Genomic DNA, 17,227 nt, shown 5'->3' with positions numbered 1-17,227 from the left:
CATCCAGTGACGAATGGCAATGATTAAGAACTGTTCCAAAACCTAGAGAGCGGCCCCTCAAACAGCCTGAGAAGTCTCACAACACAGGTTTCCAGAAAAGCTCCTGGTGGGATGTCCAGTCCCTGACATCATCATCTTAAACAATTCGCCAGCGATTGACGACTTAGTTCGCAATTTCTTAAATCAGTCTATTGTTTTAAGGAACAGGGCCTCTTTCAACTGATTTTACACATAAACCCTGAAACCGCCTGCTCAAGCTTCCTGAAAACAGTGCAGCCAGCACGGATTGGATTCAATAGTTGAACAAATCCAAGGTCGGCCACTAAGTTCAGGCTCGCGGTGAACAGCAATTTTATTCGAGAAACGTGAACAATACGGGCAGACGGCAGGGCAAACTGAGGCTTCGGGAGCAGTCCTGTCTATTCTCCCGGGGTATTCTGGATTTGGTGTGGGCTCCTCAGCATCACGTCGTGCCCGGCTGACGCCAGACTTTCCTCGAGCCCTCGAATCACTTCTGCGTCAAGAATATGCTCGATCTGGTCGGCATCACGGTCGACATGACTGGGAGCAATGTCTGCATATTGAATTAAATACTGTTCCCAAAGACGATGGTCTCGAGCAGCTCGTCGTGCCAGTGCTGCTCCATCGGGAGCAAGTTGAATTTCTCCATTTGCACGGATCAACACAAGATGCCGGCTCGCCGCTTGCCGAGTGAGTGAACGCAACCGCGCCGGCGACCAGGTCCGCATTTGGAGAAGCTCAGCTTGCGAAATTCGCTGCGAGAGCAATACCGGGTCAGTCAATTGACGATGGTCAATGCGCCCCTCCGTGATCTCATAAACAGCTCGCAGAAGGTCACGTTCACCGACTCGAGACTGGAGACGCTTCTGCTCAATCCACTTCCACAACACACCGCGACGAAAGCCAAAAAACAGACTCACGATAAAGAACACCGACCCCGCCAGCACAATCACAGCCCCCGTAGCGACCTTGGCAAACAAGGCACTGATGATCGTTCCAATCGCTGCAGCGACTCCTCCGAGAATCGCTGCAATCCAGGTCATCCGGCGGATATCGTCGGTCCAGAATCGAGCCGAAGCGGGAGGAATAATCAAGATCGCAACAACCAGAAGCAGCCCCACTGACTGCATTCCCAGAATGGTCACCGAGACGACTAATCCAGTCAGCAAGGAATCGAGCCAGAAGACCTTCCATCCGAGCGCCGCTGCGAACTCTTCATCAAAACAGAGTAAACACAACTCTTTGAACAAGAGTGTTGAGATCACAATCAGCACCAGTGCAGCCCATGCAAACAGCCAGACGTCAGCAGCGACAAGTGACGCAGTCTTCCCAGCGAGAAAATCTTCCAGACCGGCTGAACTTCCGGTCGGAATTCGCTGAACAATCGTCAGAAGCGCAGTCCCAGCCCCATAAAACAGGCTGAGCACGATCGCCATCGCGGCATCGGATTTAATGCGGGAATAGCGATCAATCAGCATCACCGAAACTGCGCCAATCAAACCAGCAACGAAAGCTCCGAGCAATAAAATGGGAACACTCTTTCCGGTTCCGGGCCGAAAGACTTCCGTCAAAATGAAAGCGATCGCGATCCCCGGCAAAGCTGAATGGCCAACGACATCGCCAACCAGAGAACGCTTCCGAAGCAACATAAAAACGCCGACAATCCCTCCACAAATCCCAAGCAGTGTCGTCCCCAACAAAACAACCCGTGTGTTATAATCTTTCAGTAAAACAACACGTTCGAATCGTTTTTGAAAGGAAACTCCAGCAGCCTCGATCGGCTCGACATTGAGCGTCAAGAGAAGAAGCCCAAACAGCAACATGATCAAGATTCGGTTGAGCTTCATGATCAATCACGTTCCGCAATTCTTTCGCCCACCTGGTCAAGCAGCGACAATTTCCCGCCGAAAGTCCGCTTCAAATTCTCTGCGGTGAAGACTTTTTCAGTCGGTCCGAAAGCGACCAGACGCATGTTCAAAAGTAACACGTAATCAAAGTACTCGGGAACCGTTGGCAAATCATGATGAACCACTAATGCCGTTTTCCCCTGTCCTCTCAATTCGTGGAGCAGCGCCACAATAGCTCGTTCGGTTGAGGCATCGACACCGGCAAACGGTTCGTCCATCAAGTAGAGATCAGCTTCTTGTGCAAGCGCTCGGGCCAGAAAAACTCGCTGTTGTTGACCGCCTGAAAGTTGTCGAATTTGACGATGTGCAAAGTCTTCCATCCCTACTCGTTCAAGAGCTGCAAACGCCTGCTCACGGTATTTTCTGGAGACAGGAAAACACCAGCCAATCTTCCGATACAATCCCATCGCCGCGACATCGAGTGCACTTACGGGAAAATCCCAATCGACTCCGGTTCTTTGAGGAACATAAGCGACGCGATCACGAACGTCGGCATACTCCTGGCCGAAATACCGAACCTCTCCGGAGACTTTGGGGACGAGGTTCAGCGCGGCTTTGATCAACGTACTTTTCCCGGCTCCGTTCGGCCCAACGACTGCAACCAGATGACCGGGAGGAGTATCGAAATCGATATCCCAAATGACCGGTCGCCGTTGATAGGCAACCGTCATATCGTGAATCGATAATGGCGACAAATCACTGTGGTCAGCCGCGTAGGTATCCGCTGGAATTGTCATTACTGTATGAAATCATTGCCTATAATTTTGGGTCAATCCGTCTAGACAATGAATTGTAGCCAGTGCTAAACATATTCGCACGCGATCCAGAAAACAAACTGAAATCGAGTCTCGGCAACAGAGCGATTCACTGCTTTCAGAACTTTCACAACCATTCATCGATGTCGAAGATGCCAACTTTTTGCATCAGCACGATAATGACCAGTGCGGGAGCAACAACGCGAACAAGGACTAACCAAACCTGAAAGATCCAGGCAGGCATGTCTTCGACTTCCGCTTCCTGTAAGCGACGTGGCATCACCCAACCGGCATAGATCGCAATGAACAATCCGCCCAGAGGAAGCATCCAGTTCGATGCCAGATGGTCCATCGTATCAAAGAAATTGAGACCGTAGTCGCCTTCCCAATTAGAAAGAACGGAAGTCGAGTCACTCGAAAACGCAGTCGGAACCGCGACGACGAGAGTCAAGAGTCCTGTCGTCACAGCAGCTTTCGCACGGCTCCAGTTCTTCTGGTCAATCAGATACGAAGCAACGACCTCCAGCAGCGAAATCGCAGAGGTGAGCGCTGCAAAGAAGAGCAACCCGAAGAACGCCATTGAAAGCAACATTCCAGTACGGCCGATTTCTGCAAACGCCAACGGCATACTCATAAAGACAAGTCCGGGACCAGCAGTCGGTTCCTGTCCGTAAGAGAACGTGATCGGGAAGATCATTAAACAGGCCAACAGCGCGATGGCGGTATCCAGCAAGGTAATCATTACGGACTCTTGCAGTAGCCCCGTCTTCGAACTTTGGTACGATCCGTACGTCATCATCGCTCCCATGCCGAGAGAGAGTGTGAAGAACGCATGCCCCAATGCTTCGAGAACACCACTGGCCTTGAGCCGGCTGGGGTCTGGACTAAAGACGAATGAGACCGCTGCGCCAAACCCCGGTTGAAACGCTCCATAAAGGACCATCATACCGATCAGTGCAATCAACGTTGGCATCAAGAATCGACACGCACGTTCAATCCCTGCAGCCACTCCACCTGCGACAACACCGATGGCGACCATCATAAAGAGTGCAGCCCACATCAATGAGTGCCAGCCGTTCGTCAGCAGGTTCACAAACGTCCCTGTCATTTTCTCAAAGACCAGGTCACGACGCTTCGATAATTTGACTTGTGCCAAGAGGTCGGTTGCAGAGAGTGAATTGATCTTGGTTTGAACGCTCCCTGCGATCTCTAACCGAGCTTTGGCAACCTGCTGTTCAACCTTCTCAACAGCTTCAACGGAGCTCTTCAGTTCTTCGTCCTTCAACAAGCGTAAACGTGCCTGATCTTGATCCTCCGCTTTCTCAATCGCTGTTCTGAAACGTTCATAGTTCTCCTTTTGCGACTTCGTCAATCGACTTTCAAGCAGTGTCTTTCGTGGATGCAGTTGACGATCGGTCTCCTTATTTACCAGAAACAACTTCATATCCGAGATGGATGTCGTGGCGATATAAACTTCCGCCTCAGTGGCCGCTTTGCTTTCGATCGGTTTCGTAAAGTTGACAATGGATTTCAGCGTGTAATCCATCGACCAGCCAGCGACAACAATGTAAAACGAAAGAATGATGAACCCGGCAACCACTCCCATCCAGCCGATTCCGGACCAGGCAGTTTTCCGGCCGTGGATCGATTCAAATGCTCCGACCGGCTGACGTTGCCCTGCACGTCCAATCATGATCTCTGCCATCATAATTGGTAACCCGATCAGCACGATGCAGGCGAGATAGATGAGGACAAAAAGCCCGCCCCCATTCTGGCCGGTAATGTACGGAAACTTCCAAATATTCCCCAGTCCCACAGCAGATCCGGCAGCAGCCAGAATAAACCCAAAGCGGGATTTCCACTGGGCGCGATCGGTTTGTGGTGTCAATTCGGACATTCCATCAACTCCTGCATGCTCGATTTCGTTGGAATCTTGTGTCCAACTCAAAGCGGATAACGTTTCCAGACGTTACAGGGAAAATTTCATCTCTGCAATGTTTCATCCCTGCAATATGTTCTTGAATGAAACATGGTTCGATGGGCAACGATCAAAAACCGCATGTCTCGATTGCCTCGTGGAGTTCAGCGTTTTTTCTGGTAGAATCATTTCATCACAGACGATTCGCATAGAAAAAGCATTTGAGCAGTTTGCTCGACCTTGTGCCCGTGAAGAACGCATTTCTCTAGTAAAAATGCTCTTCGCCACGAGGCAGATCCTGCAAACCAAGTCGAAAGATGCTTTTGCCTGACGGCTTTCCGCTGGAGTTTGTCGATCTCGTGGGATTTTCCCCGATGATCGACTCTGGTATTGTACTTCAGCATGGTCGAGAGTCATCGACTGACGACCCCAATAGAATTACAGACAAGAACGAGCATCGAGGACGTTTCGATGCGATAAGAGTATCAACTGAGAATCCTCTTTCGGGAGCAGAGCGTGGCAGACGACAATCAAAAAGCGGCAAAGTGCTTTCAAGCTGGTAACAAAGCCATGGAAGGAAATAACTGGGACATGGCCGTGCAGATGTTCAGCCAGTGTGTGAAGCTCGTCCCGCACAACCTTGGCTACCGTCAACTGTTGCGCAACTGCACAAAGAAAAAATACGGCGACAACAAAAAAGGAGCCGGCGGCCTGACAATGACCAAATTGATGTCGATTCGCTCGAAGGTCAAAAAAGCGAAACAGAAAGAGCTATGGGAAGAAGCCGACAAGTTGGCAGAACAAGGCCTGCTTCTGAACCCCTGGGATGCTCAGCTGAACGTTGATGTTGCAGAAGCGGCGAAAGCACTTGATCGCGGAGAGATCGCCCGCTTTGGATACGCTGAGGCTGTGAAAGCGGCCCAAAAAGACAAAGCGATTCACTTGGCACTCGCTGAACATCTGGAGAACCGAGGAGAATACACAGAGGCTCGAAAAATCTGGGAACGAATCAAAGTGATCGATCCTAAAGACATAGAAGTCAGCCGCAAGCTTTCGGCACTGGACGCAATGCAGGCGACCCGCGCAGGAAACTTTGACGAGGCAGAATCATCGAAAGATGTGAAAAGGAACAAAGGTGCAGACAAATCGCAATCGATCGAGCAGAAATCGACCGACCTCGAAACATCGCTGCGTCACGAAATTCGCCGCAATCCGGAGCAGGTAGAGCATTATCTAAAACTGGGAGCCCACCTGCGAACTGCAAAGAAATTCCAGGACTCATACGACATTCTCAAGCAGGCACTGGATGTCTCAGCTGGAGACCCGGGAGTACGAGAACAACTCGAAGATGCAGAGTTGCTGCTTCTCAAACACAATGTCGACTTGGCGAAAGAGAATGCAGACAAATCTGAAGACCCCGAGGCTCGTAAGCAGGTGGCAGCCCTTTCGAAAGATTTAAGAACTCGCAGAATCGAAGTTCTCAGTGCCCGTGAGGAGCGACACCCGCAGAACTTAGGCATCAAGATGGAGTTGGCGAAACTTGTCATGCAACTTCAGGAATGGTCACGAGCCATCCCACTCCTGCAGAAGGCCAGCCAAGACCCTCGACTGAAAACAAAAGCACTCGTCCTGCTAGGGAAGTGCTTCATGTACGACAACAAACTTCCGCTTGCCAAAGGACAGTTTGAACGTGCCGTCCCGGATCTCAATCACGATACCGACCCGGACACCTACAAGGAATCACATTACCTGCTCGCACGAGTCTGCGAAGAAACAGGCGATTCTGAGAAAGCGGTCCATCACTATGGAGAAGTGCTAGTCGTCGACTACGACTACAAAGATGCCCGAGAACGATTGGAAAAACTTCAGGGAGGATAGAGCATTCCCAATGCTTCTCTTGTCCGCGAAGTACCTTTTCACAAGTCCATACGCTGATGCCACGAGGCAGAATCCCGGGGAATACACCAGATTTTTCGAAGAGCATGAGACTCAAAACCAACAGAGCAGTCCCGTTTAAACAAAACGGGACTGCTCTGAGTGAGTACTTTCTCAATCAGCGTTGGCTGCCTCCCCTCAACCGCCCTGTTGCTTCGTTCGACTCTGAGCGAACCACCTCTTGAAGTGTTCGAACATATCGAGATCACGATCACCATTGAAGTGACTGACGTGACGATACACATGCTCAATCTGAAGCTCGTCCATCTCGGCATCGAGCTTGTGAGCAAAAATCGGGTGATGGATCCCCTGCCCCGGTCGTGCATTTTCAGGCAATGGGGCGTCTGCTTCACTGTAGATGGAGTATACCGGTGGGTCGTCAGCCGTTAAGTGCTTGATCGCAGAGACTTGATCGTAAAGCGGCTGCAACTTGGGATCGGTGATCTGGTCAATGGATTCAACTCCGAAGCATTTGAAAATTGACGGATGCTCGTGGGCACGGCCACCGACCCAGGCTTTGATGACATTGGGATCGTAGGTTGTCTGTCCGCCACGCGAACCGACTGCGACCAGTCGTGTCGATTCGCGAGCAATTGGATCGTCGCTATAGGGGTCAGCGAGGTCATCATGAAACCCCAGCCATAACGAAAGCCCCGCACCTGCCGATCCTCCATAGGCGGCGAAGAGGGACTTATCGAAGTTCCACTTCTTGGCATTCGCTCGCAAGAACTGAATCGCACGAGCAGCATCTTCTTGAGGAGCAGGAAACGGAAGTTCGCTGACAAATCGATAGTGAATCGCCGCGACGGAGATCCCAGCTTCATTGGCAGCTTTCACTATCGCAGGCGAGACCGACTTCTTGTCGCCACCAACAAATCCGCCACCATGAATGTAGATGATCAGCGGAGTCGGAGTCTCGCTCTTCGCAAGATACAGATCAAGAACCTGTCGCTCATGTGCTCCATACTTCACATCTGCGAATGTAGGAGTCGGCCGGTTGGAACGCGTGCTCCGACCACGCTTCGCAGCAAGCTTTTCTCGATACGCTTTCGCTTCAGCTTCGGTCAGAACGCCATCGCTGTTGGTATCTGCGTCAGGAAAACGTTCGAGCCACCGTTTGAGTTGAACCGCCCGTTTCTGGCCTCCCTCTTGAGCATCCAGCTGAACGGTCACCAGGAAGCATGCACACAGGGCCGAAACGACGAACATTCTCATTGTTGCTCTCCCGCGAAAACTTGAATTCCGAGCCCCTCAATACGCGGGAAAGTGCAACAGTCCGCTTATCGAACAGCGAGGTTTGGTGCTCCCGCTTCGACGATTGTTTCCGAAGCGACATCAATTCGCGAAACATCCGGAAGCTGATAGCCAGCTTTCATGACAACTCGCTGCCGTTTCACAACAACACGCGAAGAGGAAGAGACAGAGGGAAACTCAATCTCAAGCGGCTGAGCTCCAAGTTCAGGAACGACAGGTTCAATCTCACCGCCAGAAGGCTCTGAAGGAGCAGGCTTAGTTCCAGGGAACTTCGGAGCATCCGAGTTTCCGGGGAAGCCGCGAGGATTCGGAGTCACATCCGGAATTGACGATGGAGTCACGCCTTCTCCAACTCCAGATGCAGGATTCATCGGTCGATCTGGAGGAGACATTGGAGTGAGACCTCGGTTGTCCAAGTTCGGAATCACTTCTGAATTCCCAGCTGGAGCACCAGAGCCAGGCGAAGGAGGACTTGCTTTGTCAGGAATGCTTGAACCACCTGACGGAATCGAGGAGCCTGAAGGAATCGACGAGTTGTTTGGAATCGATGACTTATTCGGGATGGACGATTTATTCGGGATGGAAGAATTGTTCGGAATCGAAGAACCACCCGGAGGTGTCCCGTTCGTTCTCGGTGCGACAAAATCTTTTTCACCACGCTCTAGCGGACGAAAATCATCAATCAAATCAGGAGCAGCAGGTTTCTCTGGAGTCGTCGGTTTGAATGTGGGTGTAACTTCCCGATTTTCTTCATTGTTGGCTGGCGTAGGTGTTTCGTTAATCCCGGGATCGGCAACCGGCTCTGGAGAATAGTTCACACCACTTGTGGAGCAATTCCCGGTCGCGCAGTTGGGACCAGAACAGGGTTGGCCAACTGAGGTTCCACATGGATTGCAACCAGAACTGGTTCCAATGCTCCCCCCCCCATAATACTCGGCAGACGACCCATAGAATGAAGTCGATGGGCCATAAAACGAAGTGGAAGAGCCGTACACCGGAGCATAATAAGAGGTGAATCGACGAGGAGCAGGACGGAACATTGTCACTGGTGCAGGATAGTAGCCTGCGTTCCAAGCCACAGGTCCCCCGTAATAACTGGTCGATGAGCCAGAATACGTCCAAGGTAAGACATCCGCATTCGCTGGTTGAGGCAGCAGGAATCCAAAGCTGAGCAAAACCAACAGAATTGTAAACTGGCGAAGTCGTGAAGCTTTCATTGTCATCCTTAGGGAGCTCGGAATCTTCTTAACGTTGCTGAGTCAGGAAAACTTCAGCAACAAATCTCTGTGACAGAGTTTAACCTCGCAATTCCCTGAATTAAAGAACTGATTCGCAAAATTTGCCGAACCGCTCCAATTGATGCAAAAGGACAACAGATCCACACGAACGATTCCCTCCCCCTAATGCGTCCAGCTTCTCCCTTTCGCTGATCCAAAATCGTGGTCATCACCCCTCAGCAGTCGCGTCATTGTGAAGATAAACATCTTGGGAAGGATATGGGAAAGTGAACCCATGCTCATCGAATGCGAGCTTGATTTGCTCGGTCAATTGCCGTTTCACCGAGCCGAAGTCCTCATTTCTCACCCAAGGCCGAACCACAAGGTTAACGGAACTCGCCCCCAACTCATCAACAGCCACTAATGGTTCAGGGTCTGTAAGAACTTTTTCATGCGACGAAATGATTTCCAGTAACAAGTTTTTCACCGCCAGCAAATCATCACCGTATCCACAACCGATGACGAGATTGATTAAGCGGTTTGGCTCGCTGCTGTAATTTTTGATGACGCCTGATGTAATTTGCCCGTTGGGAATAGTCAGGCTGAGTCCATCAAAGGTCTTCAACGAGCAACTGAAAAGCCGAACCTCCTGAACAGTTCCCGAAACTCCCGCGACATCGATGAAATCTCCAGCATGAAACGGCTTCACAACGACCAACATGATCCCTGCAGCGAAATTGGAAAGAGATCCTTGAAGTGCCATTCCAACTGCAAACCCGGCAGCAGCAAGAATCGCAGTGAGCGAAGTCAGTTCCACTCCTAAAGTTTGCAGCGACGCCATCACGACAACGACCAAAAGCACGGCTTTCAGCACGTTTTGAACAAACCGAACCAGCATTTCATCCGTGCTGGCCCGTTGCATGCCCCGAGAGACGAATCCCATCAAAATCCCGATGACGATCCGACCAATAAATAGAATCGCCAATGCAGCAAGAAGACGAATTCCAAAGCTCACTGCATGCTCGGCAGCGAACTCTTTCACTGCTTTCACCCACGGAAGAGTTTGGTCAACAGCACTAAAAACCCCTGTAACGCCTTTCTCAGTATTCACTTGCGCAATAATCCACTCCATGCCGACTTTCCTTTCTCGCTGATAAAAAATGATCGAAATCCGCCTTGGGATGTCTCGCAATTTCGCATGAAAATCTCTATCCTTGCCAATTCGCCTGAAAATGGCATGATGAGCGTGTTTTCAACAGAATGTTGCGGTTCCTGATTCTCCATAAGATTGCTGAGATCAACCACTGAGGAAATGACGAGAATTTTCGCCACCCTTAGTTTACAGTCACTATCGTTTATAGTCATCACAGTCGAATTGACCTGATCTTACACGACATCTCCACCGTGAGACAGAACCGAACTGACCGAGAGTAGTACAGAAATGTTCGCGATTATCGAAGAGAGTGGCCACCAGTTACGGGTGGAAGAAGGACAAACATTGACCATCGACCTTCGCAGCGATGCCGAAGTTGGTCAGACAATCACCTTTGACAAGGTTCTCCTCGCGAACGGAGGAGGAGCGAGCGTTATCGGAGCACCAGTGATCGAGGGGGCAACTGTCGAAGCTGAAGTGATCGACGCTCTCGTCAAAGGTCCGAAGCTGGAAGTCCAAAAATTCCGCCGCCGTAAGAATTCACGAAGCCACACCGGGCATCGTCAGAAATACACCGGCGTTCGCATCACCGCGATCAACGTCCCGAACCTGGAAATCAAAGCTCCAGCTCCAGAAGAAACAGCCGAGCCAGTCGCCGCTGCTTCTGAAGAGTAATTCGCAGAGCGCATGATTGCAGTCCACCCATTGGGGTAACATGAATCGCGTAAAGAATCAGTTCGCAGCGTAAACACAATTATCGAAAAGCCGTTTCCAGGTTCGTCCTGGAAACGGCTTTTTGTTTTATATCGGAAAGAATTGCCGACCCTTTCCGGCATGGCTCTTACTCATCAACAACCCAGTTTCGCGAGGCTTTCACAGCCCGGTGCCAGTTGGCTGTATGCTCGCTTCGCTCCTTGTCGGACATATCTGGTTGAAACTCTTTGTCGACTTCCCAGTGACTGGCGATTGATTCCAGATCTTTCCAGACACCGACGGCGAGACCTGCCAGGAACGCCGCTCCCAGAGCTGTCGTTTCCTGAAACTTTGGACGTGTGACTGGAACATCCAGGAGCCCAGCCTGAAAACTCAATAACTCGTTGTTCACCGTCGCTCCGCCATCAACTTTCAAGCGGGCCAAAGTCACACCTGAATCTTTCTGCATCGTTTCCAAAACATCCATGGTCTGAAACGACATCGACTCGACCGCAGCTCGAGCGAGGTGCCCGGCAGTCGATCCTCGAGTCAGCCCGATAATGGTTCCGCGAGCTGATGAGTCCCAGTACGGCGTTCCCAACCCGACAAACGCAGGCACGAAATAGACGCCCCCGTTGTCCGGTTCTGTCGCTGCCAACGCTTCGACACCCACAGATTCTTCGATAAGACCGAGCCCATCACGTAACCATTGAACGACAGCTCCAGCAATAAAGATGGACCCTTCGAGACAGTACGTCACTTCATCACCAATTTGCCAACCAACTGTGGTGAGCAGACCGTTCTCTGAAATCACCGGCTTGGAACCGGTATTAAGAAGCATGAAGCACCCGGTCCCGTAAGTGTTCTTCGCATCTCCGACCTCGAAACACGCTTGACCGAAGGTTGCAGCCTGTTGGTCTCCGGCACACCCTGCAATCGGAATTGCACGACCGAAGAGCTCCGCTTTCGTTTCACCGAACACCCCACTTGATGGTTTCACCTCTGGCAAAATACAACGAGGGATATTCAAAATTTCCAGCAACTCGTCGTCCCATTGCATCGTGTGCAAATTGAAGAGCATGGTTCGACAGGCATTCGTGACATCGGTGGCATGTACGGTCCCCCCTGTCAGTCGCCAGATTAGAAAACTATCTACTGTCCCAAAAAGAATCTCTCCCTTCTCCGCTCTCTCTCGTAAGCCTTCCACGGAATCGAGAATGTACTGAACTTTGGTCCCGGAAAAATACGCATCAACAACAAGGCCGGTCTTTTCCCGAATTGTCTTTTCGTGTCCGTCAGCTTTCAGCTTTTGGCAAATCGGATCAGTAATACGACTTTGCCAGACGATGGCATTATAGACCGGCTTGCCTGTTTCTTTCTCCCAAAGAATGACCGTCTCACGCTGATTCGTAATCCCGATGGCGGCCACGTCCTCGACGTCGACGCCGCTTTTCTCAATGGCCTGTTGAGCTGTCTCCAGTTGAGAGGCCCAAATCGCTTCGGGGTCGTGTTCGACGTGTCCTGGACTCGGATAGATCTGTTCGAATTCCTGTTGAGCCTGCGCCACCGGATGTGTGTTCTCATCAAACAGAATTGCACGACTGGAAGTTGTTCCTTGATCGAGCGCGAGGATGTAGTTCATATTTTCATTCCTTGGGGTTTGACCTGAGTGGATCATCGCACACGTACAAACAGACCGTCAACACTCATGCATTCGTGTTGAATCTCCTTCACCAGGGACAAGACTCTGTCCATCACGAATAGAATGCGGAGTTCATTCTCCAGAATGCTCAAGAAGCTGCGACGGAATCAATTCTTTTTGCCTTGAATCAAGAGGGGCTATTTCTCGCAGGTTAGGAAAAATCAGTTAAGAAAGGATTTTCATCAGTCACCGCAAAGCAGTTGCTCCCTACAATGCTGAAACGTCGAAATGAACTTGCAACCGTTTTGACATTCAGCTGTCAACGCGGCAGAATGTCGACTCCTGGTCCATGAGAGGTGCAAAATGCCCAAGACAAAACAAACCCTTTTATTTCTAACAACAACTTTCCTGCTGTCCAGCATCACGTCGGCTGAGGATTGGCCGCAGTGGCGCGGAACGAACCGTGACGCCCAATGGAACGAAAAAGGGATCATCGATGCCATTCCCGAAGAGGGGTTGGAAGTCGTTTGGAGACAACCCATCAATCAGGGCTACTCTGGCCCCGCTGTTGTTGGCGACAAGGTTTATGTCACCGATTACATCCTGAAATCGGGTGATCCGAGAAACGGCCCCGGGACGATCAATCAAATTCAGGGAACCGAACGGGTTCTCTGCTTGAACGCCACGGATGGAGAGTTAATCTGGAAGCATGAGTACGACTGCCCCTATCGCATTTCCTACCCGGGTGGCCCACGGACCACGCCGACTGTTGACGAAGATCGTGTTTATACTTTCGGAGCAGAAGGCCATCTGTTCTGTTTCGATCGCAATTCGGGCGATGTCCTCTGGTCGAAGCAGATGCGAGACGAATACAAAGCAAAAACTCCGATCTGGGGATTTTCCAGTCATCCTTTAGTGGACGGCAAGTTCATCTACTGCGTCGTCGGTGGAGACAATAGTGTCGCCGTCGCACTCGACAAAATGACCGGTGAAGAAAAATGGACCGCCCTTTCAGCTTCAGAACCGGGCTATGCTCCGCCAAGCATTATCGAGGTCGGCAAGACTCGCCAGCTGTTGATTTGGGATGCCGACAATCTCAACAGTCTCGATCCTCAAACTGGTGAAGTCTACTGGACGCAAGAACTCAAACCTCAATACGCAATGTCGATCATGGCACCGCAACTTTCTGGCGATCTCCTGTTTGCCAGCAGCATTGGTGACGTCGGCGCGTTGTACAAGTTGGGCTCAGAAACACCCTCAGCTGAAATCGTCTGGAGAGGAACCAATCGGAGCGCCGTTTACTGTGCGAACAGCACGCCGTTTATCGACAACGGAGTCATCTTCGGAAACGATTGTCGATCAGGAGCCTTGATTGCAGTCGACATCAAAGATGGTCGTCGTTTGTGGACAACATTTGAAGCCACAACAACAGGGCGACCAGCCAGCCATGGAACCGCGTTCATTGTCAAAAATCAGCAAACGTACTTCCTGTTTAATGAATTCGGTGATCTCATCACAGCAAAACTGACCCCCGAAGCTTACGTGGAAACTGGTCGGTTCCATGTGCTTGAGCCGACCAACGAAGCTTTTGGACGCAAAGTCGTTTGGTCACACCCAGCCTTTGCGAATGGACACTGCTTTGTCCGCAATGACAAAGAGATCGTATGTGTCTCGCTGAAAGCGGACAAATAAAACGACCGTTTCGCCGGACTCTTCAATGCTGTCCGGCGACCTTTCAGGTCCGAATCTCGACACACTTTCTTTGCACGGATTTTTGCACGGAGACGCAAGCAGAATGACAAAGGATGTCATTTCAATTGGCATGATTGGTCTGCCAGAGACCGATACGGATGCGATCGTCGAGGCGTTGAAACTACAATCACGCATGCGGTTGGCAGGCATCTACACAATGGAGTTTTTCCAAGCAGACACATTCGCGAGAAGACACCGGGTTGAACCGTTTGGAAGCCTGCGAAGATTTTCCAGAACGGAAACGATCCATGGCGAAGTCTGGAATACGGCTCCACAACTTGCCAAATGGGGGCTTGGAAACAATCCTCGCCCTGCCCTGATCCGCAAGCAATTTCTCAATCAGTGTTCTATCCAGGATCTGCTCGAATTCTCGAATCGTGCCACAGCAGCACATGCCTTTGTCGTTCCCGAATTGTTGCATCGATGGACGCCAGCGACGCTCCGCATGAGAGAGTTAATCGCGACGCGACTCGGCCCGATCCACACCCTCGAAGTTCGCGCCTCTGTTCCATTCACCGAGACCACCCCGGACTGGAATCATCCAGATGTCCTGATCGCTTTGGACATGGTTCGGATGCTTGTTTCACTGAAAAAAGTTTCGGTGAACTGCCAATCCGGTGAGAAAGTCCGCTTTGAATTCGATCGATACGAAAGCGAACCCTGTGAATGCATCATCGAGTTCGAGAAGAAGTCTCAAACTTCAACTCAGCACCAGCAGACGGTTCCAGAACTTTACGCACAATGCCACTGGGGCGACATCGAAATTTTGACAGACCACGAAGTGAGATGGATCGCAGGGACAGACTGGACCCGCGAAACCCTCACCGGAGAACGTTCGGCGGAGCAAGTTCTCATCGACATTTTCGGTCGCAGAATCGCGGGCGGAATTGTACCGGTCCCGGACCTGAGTGACCTCTTCCGCTGCTATCGGCTCACTCAGGCCATCCAACTCTCACTCGAAACGTCACAGAAGATTGTCGTCGATGACGCCTCACTGCCCGTCCACCACGGCAAATTCTGCTTTTGATCCGCTCGGGCGATGAAACTCCAGATTGAGAACGTCAGACTGACGAAGTTCTGTATCGAGGCGTAGCGAAACTTGATGGAGTCCAGCTTCAAGCTCGACTTCAAACTCTTTATCGGCCTCAATGAGTTCATCATCGATCCAAAGAGTTACCCCCTCTACTGAGTTGAGCCGTGCTTCGATCTTGCCACCAGTGGCAACTTTGAGTTCTCCCTGAACGTACACAACCGGTTGCGAAGTCTTTTCGACAAGTTCGTTCAGCGGAAGGTCACCGTTAACGCGACTGTAAGCAGACTCCCACGTCGATGCCCGAAGGACGAGGTCTTCAAACGTTGAGAGTGTCGGGACTTCTTCAATAAGACCTTGTGGAACATCGGTGAGGACTCTCCAACGCTGCATTCGCTGAGTCGAACGAACTGCATAATCGCCCGGCTTTCCGAGCATCGACAAGAACTTTGCCAAATCGATGAACTCGGCATGAGTCATAAACTTCACAAGCCCTTTCGGCATCAACGATTTTCCTTCGACCTCATCATCAATATCCTCGATAGGAATGGATGTTTCTTTTCCTGTGGCGTCTCTCAGGACAAGGGCATTCGCTGTCCGGTCTGCGACGAGACCTTGATGGATTCGCCCGCGCGTCGTGATGACGACACGCGTGGTATACGCTTCTTTAATATCCTGATCGGGATCAAGGACAGACATCACAACGTACTCAATCGGTGAACTTGCTCCGATCGCACTTAAGTCGGGGCCAATCTGCCCGCCAGCTTTGCTCACCGCGTGGCACTTCATGCAGCTCAAATCCTGACGTCGGAAAACGGCTTCTCCACGGACGGCATCTCCTTGCTCGTTGACCTCTTTCACAAGAGCAGCCAGTTCTTCCTTTGTCGGAGGCTTCGGGTCACCGGCAATCCCCGCAATTTTGGAGAGGACAGCCGAAAGCTCCGGATCAGTCCGGCCAATCGAGAACATGTGTCGTAATGCAAGCTTGGCAGTGTCGGCTGCAGGGGGAGTCGCTTCGATTGCTTTAGCTAACACAACGGAGCCATTTTCCTGATCAAGAAAACCGTCGAGAATCGCTGCCGGATTATCTCGCTGATCAGCGACTTTCAGAGCCTGAGAAGCAAGCGTTGCAGCGGACTCGACATCAATTAATGCTAACACTTGAATTGCCATGGAACGCTGATTGAACGACTTTCCATTTTCGGCGAGATCCTTCAACAGAGAATTCGTCTTCTCTGGAGAAATTTTGGCCATCGCCGACAACGAACTCGTGCGAAGATCTGGTTGAGTCTTTTCATTCGTTGCGATCTTCCTGAGTGCATCAAAGGCAGAAGCAACTTTCCACTGACCAGCAAGTTGAATCGAAGTCGTGCGAATCGACTCTTCATTCGAGCCAATCAACGAGGTGATTGCTGACAAATCCCCAGCAGGAGAAAGGTTCCGTGTCGTTGAGGCATCTGAAAGTTGCTGTAATGAACTGCTTCGCAGATCTGTTGGCCAGTTTCCGTCCTCGACAATTTGATCAAAGATGAACTTCAAGTCGTGTTCGTTTCCCCGGTCGCAGATCAACTTCACGATCGCCCCCAGTCGTTGCTCGGGAACGCGACCACTCTTCAGAAGCGTTAACATTGAGCCGACCGCACTTGGTGGGTCCGCCGCTTCAACTGGCAATGTGGTCACCAGAGAGAGGACTATGGTCAATTGCAAAATGACGCAAGTCAGCCTGCGATTCAACATGATATGGGTGGCTCCACAATTCTCGTTATTCGCTCCAGGTTGTTGACGATCCGGGTGGGTGAATCAAGTTTCCAAGAGCGAGGTTAGGATGATCTTTTCAATGAAAGATCTATTGATGAAAGATCAATTCAGGTGGGAGAGCCATTTTAATTGAGTGAACCACGATTTGCACCTCATCACCGACGCGTGGGAATAACCGGCTCACATTTCTGA

The 17,227-nt window shown here is 51.0% G+C and carries 12 protein-coding genes; 4 read left to right on the top strand and 8 right to left on the bottom strand.

The genetic code is table 11. From position 1 onward, the window contains the following. Nucleotides 1-419 precede the first annotated feature (419 nt). The 3 genes from Mal48_RS03610 to Mal48_RS23105 form a co-directional block, all read right to left on the bottom strand. Entirely contained in the window at nucleotides 420-1,868 is a 1,449-nt protein-coding gene (locus tag Mal48_RS03610) for a metal ABC transporter permease (protein ID WP_145196216.1), read from the bottom strand. A gap of 2 nt (nucleotides 1,869-1,870) precedes the next feature. Continuing rightward, a complete protein-coding gene (locus tag Mal48_RS03605; protein WP_145196214.1) occupies nucleotides 1,871-2,665 on the bottom strand; it encodes a metal ABC transporter ATP-binding protein in 795 nt (264 codons plus the stop codon). A 145-nt stretch (nucleotides 2,666-2,810) separates the two neighbouring features. Continuing rightward, nucleotides 2,811-4,580: a sodium-dependent transporter gene (locus tag Mal48_RS23105; RefSeq protein WP_197442019.1), complete on the bottom strand. Its 1,770-nt coding sequence runs from the start codon at nucleotides 4,578-4,580 to the stop codon at nucleotides 2,811-2,813. A 537-nt stretch (nucleotides 4,581-5,117) separates the two neighbouring features. Between Mal48_RS23105 and Mal48_RS03595 the strand changes: the two genes are divergently transcribed. After that, entirely contained in the window at nucleotides 5,118-6,479 is a 1,362-nt protein-coding gene (locus Mal48_RS03595) for a tetratricopeptide repeat protein (protein WP_145196212.1), read from the top strand. Between the two features lie 195 nt (nucleotides 6,480-6,674). Here Mal48_RS03595 and Mal48_RS03590 read toward each other — a convergent pair whose 3' ends face one another. The 3 genes from Mal48_RS03590 to Mal48_RS03580 form a co-directional block, all read right to left on the bottom strand. Further along, on the bottom strand, nucleotides 6,675-7,751 hold the full coding sequence (locus Mal48_RS03590; RefSeq protein ID WP_145196210.1) for an alpha/beta hydrolase: 1,077 nt from the start codon (nucleotides 7,749-7,751) through the stop codon (nucleotides 6,675-6,677). Nucleotides 7,752-7,816: 65 nt separating this feature from the next. Further along, nucleotides 7,817-9,007 carry a hypothetical protein gene (locus tag Mal48_RS03585; protein ID WP_145196208.1) on the bottom strand — a complete coding sequence of 397 codons (1,191 nt, stop codon included), beginning with the start codon at nucleotides 9,005-9,007 and terminating at the stop codon, nucleotides 7,817-7,819. 229 nt (nucleotides 9,008-9,236) lie between these two features. Continuing rightward, nucleotides 9,237-10,139 carry a mechanosensitive ion channel family protein gene (locus Mal48_RS03580; RefSeq protein WP_145196206.1) on the bottom strand — a complete coding sequence of 301 codons (903 nt, stop codon included), beginning with the start codon at nucleotides 10,137-10,139 and terminating at the stop codon, nucleotides 9,237-9,239. Nucleotides 10,140-10,448: 309 nt separating this feature from the next. Between Mal48_RS03580 and rplU the strand changes: the two genes are divergently transcribed. Further along, a complete protein-coding gene (rplU, locus tag Mal48_RS03575; RefSeq protein ID WP_145196204.1) occupies nucleotides 10,449-10,835 on the top strand; it encodes a 50S ribosomal protein L21 in 387 nt (128 codons plus the stop codon). A 166-nt stretch (nucleotides 10,836-11,001) separates the two neighbouring features. Here rplU and glpK read toward each other — a convergent pair whose 3' ends face one another. Then, nucleotides 11,002-12,495 (bottom strand): glycerol kinase GlpK, encoded by a 1,494-nt coding sequence (glpK, locus tag Mal48_RS03570; RefSeq protein WP_145196202.1) that lies wholly within the window; start codon nucleotides 12,493-12,495, stop codon nucleotides 11,002-11,004. Between the two features lie 363 nt (nucleotides 12,496-12,858). Here glpK and Mal48_RS03565 point away from each other — a divergent pair, with 363 nt between their 5' ends. Both Mal48_RS03565 and Mal48_RS03560 read left to right on the top strand, forming a co-directional pair. Beyond that, complete coding sequence (locus tag Mal48_RS03565; protein ID WP_145196200.1) at nucleotides 12,859-14,187, top strand: PQQ-binding-like beta-propeller repeat protein; 1,329 nt, start codon at nucleotides 12,859-12,861, stop codon at nucleotides 14,185-14,187. Nucleotides 14,188-14,290: 103 nt separating this feature from the next. Then, nucleotides 14,291-15,274 carry a Gfo/Idh/MocA family oxidoreductase gene (locus Mal48_RS03560; protein ID WP_145196198.1) on the top strand — a complete coding sequence of 328 codons (984 nt, stop codon included), beginning with the start codon at nucleotides 14,291-14,293 and terminating at the stop codon, nucleotides 15,272-15,274. On the opposite strand, the gene Mal48_RS03555 is transcribed toward Mal48_RS03560, so the two are convergent. Then, a complete protein-coding gene (locus Mal48_RS03555; protein WP_145196196.1) occupies nucleotides 15,239-17,014 on the bottom strand; it encodes a c-type cytochrome in 1,776 nt (591 codons plus the stop codon). The two genes, Mal48_RS03560 and Mal48_RS03555, sit on opposite strands and share 36 nt — an antisense overlap. Nucleotides 17,015-17,227 lie beyond the last annotated feature (213 nt).

Source organism: Thalassoglobus polymorphus, assembly GCF_007744255.1.
Taxonomy (GTDB): domain Bacteria; phylum Planctomycetota; class Planctomycetia; order Planctomycetales; family Planctomycetaceae; genus Thalassoglobus; species Thalassoglobus polymorphus.
This window is presented reverse-complemented; position numbering and strand designations above follow the sequence as displayed.